The sequence below is a fragment of the Streptomyces phaeoluteigriseus genome, assembly GCF_001896135.2.
In the GTDB taxonomy this organism is placed as follows: domain Bacteria; phylum Actinomycetota; class Actinomycetes; order Streptomycetales; family Streptomycetaceae; genus Streptomyces; species Streptomyces phaeoluteigriseus.
On record NZ_MPOH02000046.1, the window covers coordinates 1 to 5,329 of the forward strand.

At 74.9% G+C, this 5,329-nt stretch carries 3 protein-coding genes and 1 pseudogene; all 4 read left to right on the forward strand.

Translation table 11 applies throughout. The annotated features are described in order from the left end of the window. Nucleotides 1-184 precede the first annotated feature (184 nt). Nucleotides 185-781, forward strand: coding sequence for a GNAT family N-acetyltransferase (locus BM536_RS37820; protein ID WP_094104067.1), 597 nt, complete (start codon nucleotides 185-187; stop codon nucleotides 779-781). Between the two features lie 3 nt (nucleotides 782-784). Continuing rightward, nucleotides 785-2,292 (forward strand): annotated as a pseudogene (locus tag BM536_RS37825) (ABC transporter substrate-binding protein). A 3-nt stretch (nucleotides 2,293-2,295) separates the two neighbouring features. Further along, complete coding sequence (locus BM536_RS37830; protein WP_094104068.1) at nucleotides 2,296-4,098, forward strand: ABC transporter permease subunit; 1,803 nt, start codon at nucleotides 2,296-2,298, stop codon at nucleotides 4,096-4,098. Then, the coding region (locus BM536_RS37835; RefSeq protein WP_094104069.1) for an MDR family MFS transporter at nucleotides 4,095-5,329 on the forward strand (1,235 nt) is incomplete at its 3' end. The genes BM536_RS37830 and BM536_RS37835, both read left to right, overlap by 4 nt.

The window sequence follows — 5,329 nt, forward strand, 5'->3', positions numbered from 1 at the left end:
GTGGGGGAGGGAGAGGGGGGAGGGCGCCGCTTCGGGCGGAGGGCCGGATGCTCTCCGCCGAGCGAGCCCGTCCGGCGCGGTGGGACGGCCTGCGTGGCCTCGGGCGCCCTCGCGATCGGACGGGCCGCGCGGCCTGGGCGACCTAGTCGATCAAGGCCTTCGGCTTAATGCATATGATGTGCAAGTGCATGAGTACTGCGTAAGGCCTGCGGGCCCCGACGACCTCGACGGTGCCCGAGCCGTCATGCTCGACACCGTCTACCGCGACTTCGGCACCGGCTATGTGCCCCGCTGGCACGGCGACATCGTCGACCCGGCCGCCGCCTACCTGGCGCCCGCCCGCCACACACTGCTGGTCGCCGTCGATACCGAGGGGCAGGTCGTCGGCACCGGCGCGCTGGACGCGCGGGGGCCACTGCATCCGCCGAACCCGCGCCATGTCGCCGAGCGCTACCCCTGCGGCGCGACCGCGCAACTGCGGCGCGTCTACGTCCGCCCCGAGCACCGGCGCCGCGGCCTCGCCCGGCGACTGGTCGCCGAACTCCTTACCTTTGCCGCAGCCGACGGCGGCTACCGGGCCGTCTACCTGCACACGGATCCGTCCGTCGAAGGCGCCGAAGGCTTCTGGCGATCCCTCGGCCGCGTCGTGCACGACGAGCGTCAGGACCCCGACGGCGGACAGAGCGTCGTGCACTTCGACATCCCCCTGCACGCCCTCACACCGTCCCACCTCGCCCCCCACCTCACCCCCGATCTCACCCCCCACCTCACAGGCCGGTAACCCATGCGCCTCCCTCGCCGCCGCCCGCGGCTCCTCGCCGCCCTCCTGCTCACCCCACTCCTCGCGGGTTGCTTCGCCTCCGGCAGCGGTGACGGCGACGGCGGCACGCCGACGCGAAGGACGGCTCCCGGCTGCGCGTCGCCCTCGCCTTCCCGCCGGCCGAGAACCTCTCCCCGTACGGCGCCGACGCCACGATCCTCAGCCGGCTCGGCGTCACCGAAGGGCTGACCGCGCTCGACGCCAACGGCGCAGCCGCCCCCGTGCTCGCCGCGTCCTGGCGCCGCGAGAACGACCGCAGCTGGCTGTTCACCCTGCGCGAGGCCGCCTTCCAGGACGGTACCGAGGTCACCCCGGCCGCCGTCGCCGCCTCCCTCACCCACGCCACCGAGGCCGAGCCCGCCCCGGCCGCCCTCTCCGGAGTGACCCTGACCGCCAAGGCCGAGGGCGCGGGCGTCGTCCGCGTCACCACGGACGCCCCCGACCCCGTCCTGCCGCTGCGCCTGTCCAGCCCGAGCCTGGCGATCCTCTCCCCGAAGGCCTACGACGCGAAGGGCGCCGCCGACCCGGCCGGCACCGCCACCGGCCCCTTCGAACTCACCGACGTCGAAGGCAGCACCAGCGCCCGCCTCGACCGCTTCGACGACTACTGGGGCGGCCGCGCCCAGGCCTCCGGCATCGACGCCCGCTTCATCGCCGACGGCACCGCCCGAGCCAACGCCCTGCGCACCGGCCAGCTGGACCTCGCCGAGGCGATACCCGTCGCCCAGGCCGCCACCCTCGACGCGGACAGCCGGCGCGAGACCGCCACCACCCGCACCACGAGCCTCCTCCTCAACGCCCGGTCCGGCGCCTTCGAGGACGCGTCACTGCGTGCCGCCGCCCGCGCGGCCGTCGACACCTCCGCCCTCGCGGAAGGCGTCTACGAGAAACACGCCGACGCCGGCACCGGCATCTACGGTCCCGCCGTCACCTGGGCCGCGAGCAAACGCGTACCCCCGGCCGGGAGCGCTCGGGCCTCCCGGCCCTCCGACACCTCGATCACCCTCGCCACCTACGACAACCGGCCGGAACTACCCGAAGTCGCCCAGGTGTTGAAGCAGCAGCTGGAGAAGGCCGGCTTCACGGTGAAACTGAAGGTGAGCGAGTACTCGCGGCTGGAGAGCGACGCCCTCGCCGGAAGGTTCGACGCCTTCGTGCTCGCCCGCAACACCCTCGTCGACACCGGTGACCCCGTCGCCGTCCTCGCCGGCGACTACACCTGTGACGGCGGATACAACATCGCCCAGCTCTGCGACAAGACCGTCGACGCGGCCGTGGCGAAGGCCGAAAGCACCGCCGACACCGCCGAACGGCAGGACGCCGCCATGGCCGCCGAGGCCGCGATCCTCCGCACCGACGCCGTCGTGCCCCTGGTCCACCAGCGCGTCGTCACCGGCGTCGGCCGCCAGGTGAGCGGCGTGCTCCTCGACCCGTACGAACGCACCCTCGTCGGCACCGGGACCCGGCGCTGATCCATGAGGAGCAGGATGGGCGCGCTGCTGTGGCGCGCCGGACTGGCCGTGCTGCTGGTGTGCGGGATCGGGCTGCTGCCCTGGCTCTCGCACACCGATCCCGCGCTGACGGTGCTCAGGACCCGGTCCGCCGACCGTGACCCCACGCCCGAGGTGCTCGCCGACATCCGCGCCCAACTGGGCCTCGACGACGGGCCCCTGCACCTGCTCGGCCGGTGGCTCACCGGGCTGCCGCGCGGGCACGCGGGACACTCGTGGATATCCGGCTCCGAGGTCGCGCCCGATGTGCTCGGGGCCCTCGGCGTCTCGCTGCTGCTGATGACGGTCGCCCTCGTCGTCGCCCTCGCCACGGCCGCCGCCGTGTGCGCCCGCACCCTCCGCCTCGGCGCGCGACGCCGCCTCGCCGGGCGGCGGACCGGCGGCTCGGGTTCGGCGGTGCTCGCCGCGCTGCCCGAGTTCCTCATCGCCTCGGTGCTCGCCACCGTCGTCGGCGTGCAGTGGGGCTGGCTGCCCGCCCTCGGCTGGTACGGCCCCCAGTGGACGGTGCTGCCCGCGCTCGCCCTCGGCCTGCCGGCCGGCGCGGTTCTCGGGCGCGTCCTCGACGACCAACTCCCCGGCGCCTTCGCCGAACCCTGGGCCCTGGCCGCCGCCGCCCGCGGACTGCCCGGCCGCGTCGTCGCACGCCAGGCGCTCCGCCGCTGTGTGCCCGGGCTGCTGCCCAACCTCGGACTGTTCGTCGTCGGCCTCACCGGCGGCGCGGTCGCCGTCGAGCAGATCTTCGACATCCCCGGCCTCGGTCGCACCACCCTCCAGGCGGCGATCGCCCAGGACCTGCCCGTCCTCCAGGCCGGCACGCTCCTGCTCGTGGTGCTCGGCGCCGTCACCACGGCCGTCGTCCGCCTCACCGCCCGTCGGCTCATCGGCCCCGCCCTGCGCGACGGCGCCCTCCAGAGCCTGCACCGGCCGGCACCGCCACCAGCGCCGACCGTCCGCAGGATCCTGCCTCTTGCATACGGTCTCCTGCTGTCCGGTGTCATCGCACTCGGCCTGCCCCGCGACCCCCTCGCCCTCGACACCGCCGCCCGCCTCCGAGCGCCGTCCCCCACCCACCCCTTCGGCACCGACGCCCTCGGCCGGGACGTCCTCGCCCGGGTCGCCCACGGGGCCCTCGACACCCTGCTGCTCGCCCTCGCCATCAGCGCGCTCGCCTGGCTCGCCGGCGTACTCCTCGGCTGTCTGCCCGCGCTGTCCGGGCCGCTCGTCGACACCGTCAACGCGGTCCCGTCCGTCCTCGCCGCCCTCCTCGTCACCGCCCTCTGGGGCAGCGGTTCCGGCACGCCCGTCCTCGCGGTGGCCGTCGTGGCGTGGGCGCCGCTCGCCGCGCACACCTCCGCGCTGCTCCGGCAGGAGCGGGCAACCCTCCACGTCACCGCCACCCGCGCGTTGGGCGCCCGCCGGTGGTACCTGCTGAGGAGCGAACTCCTCCCCGCCGTCCTCCCGTCCGTCACCCGCCACGCACTCCTGCGACTGCCCGGCATCGCCCTCGCCCTCGCCTCCCTCGGCTTCCTCGGGCTCGGGGCCCAGCCGCCGTCCCCCGAGTGGGGCCTCCTCCTCGCCGAGAACCAGCCCTACGCCGAACGCGCCCCCTGGGCCGTCCTCGCCCCCGCCGCCGTCCTCGCGCTGCTGGGAGCGCTCGCGGTGACGGCGGCGGGGAGTGGGGGCGGGACGCGGGGGACGCGTCGGCGTACGGCTGTGGCGGCTCGCGGCGTTCCGGCGTTCAAGGGCGAGTTGGCGGGCGCCTCGTGATCACGCCTCTGGCGGTGCGCGGTACGCGGGAACGCGTCCGGCTCTCGCCGCTTCTACGGTTGCTCATCCTCACCCAACTCGCTTTCAACATCGGCTTCTTCGCCGTGCTGCCCTTTCTCGCCGAGCATCTGGGCGGGGCGGTCGGCATGGCCGGCTGGATGGTCGGGTTCGTGCTCGGGCTGCGCACCTTCAGCCAGCAGGGGCTGTTCGTGGTCGGCGGTGCGCTCGCCGACCGGTACGGCGTCCGGCCCGTGGTGCTCGCCGGATGCGTGCTGCGCATCGCCGGGTTCGGATGGCTCGGGTATGCCGAGCGGGCCTCGGCCGTCATCGGGGCGGTGCTCCTCATCGGGTTCGCCGCCGCACTGTTCTCACCCGCCGTCGAGTCCGAGGTGGCCCGGCAGGCCGTCGCCTGGGAGGAGTCGGGCGGAGGGTCCCGCACACGGGTGCTGGCGCTGTTCACCGTCGCCGGGCAGGCCGGGGCGTTCGTCGGGCCCCTGCTCGGGGCGCTGCTGCTGTCCGTCGACTTCCGTGCGGTGTGTCTGGCCGGAGCCGGGGTCTTCGTCCTGGTCCTCGCGGGCCATGCCCGGCTGCTGCCCCAGCACATTCCCGGGCGCGTCCGTGTCCAGGTGCGGGGCGGGATCGGTCCGTTGCTGCGCAACCGGCGCTTCCTCGCCCTGTGCTGCGCGTACGGCGCCTACCTCCTCGCCTACAACCAGCTCTACCTCGCCCTGCCCGCGGAGGTCGAACGCGCCGCCGGTTCGCAGGCCCCGCTGGCCTGGCTGTTCGCGCTGTCCTCCCTGCTGGTGGTGACCGCGCAGCTGCCGGTCACCCGGTGGGTGGGGGAGCGGCTCACCCTGCGGCGGTCCATGGCGGCGGGGCTGGCGCTGATCGCCGCGGGGTTCGGCGTCGTCGCCCTCGCGTTGGCCTCCGGGGGGACCGGGACGGCCGGGCTGCTGCCTGCCGCCGGGTTCGTCGTGCTCCTCACGCTCGGTCAGATGCTCGTGGCGCCCGCCGCCCGCGCCTGGGTTCCCGACCTCGCGGAGGAGGGGCGGCTCGCCCTGTACACCGGGGCGTTGTCCTCTGTGTCCGGGCTGATCGTGCTGGTCGGCAGCGCGGGTACGGGGACGTTGCTCGACAGTGGGCTGCCGGCGGCTGTGCCGTGGGCTGTGCTGGCGGTTGTTCCGGCGGGGGCGGTGCTGGTTGCTTCCGCGGAGGGGGTGGGGAGGCGGGA

Coding starts and splice junctions, on each gene's coding strand:
- BM536_RS37830 (WP_094104068.1), top strand. CDS start 2,296: ATGAGGAGCAGGATGGGCGCGCTGCTGTGGCGCGCCGGACTGGCCGTG.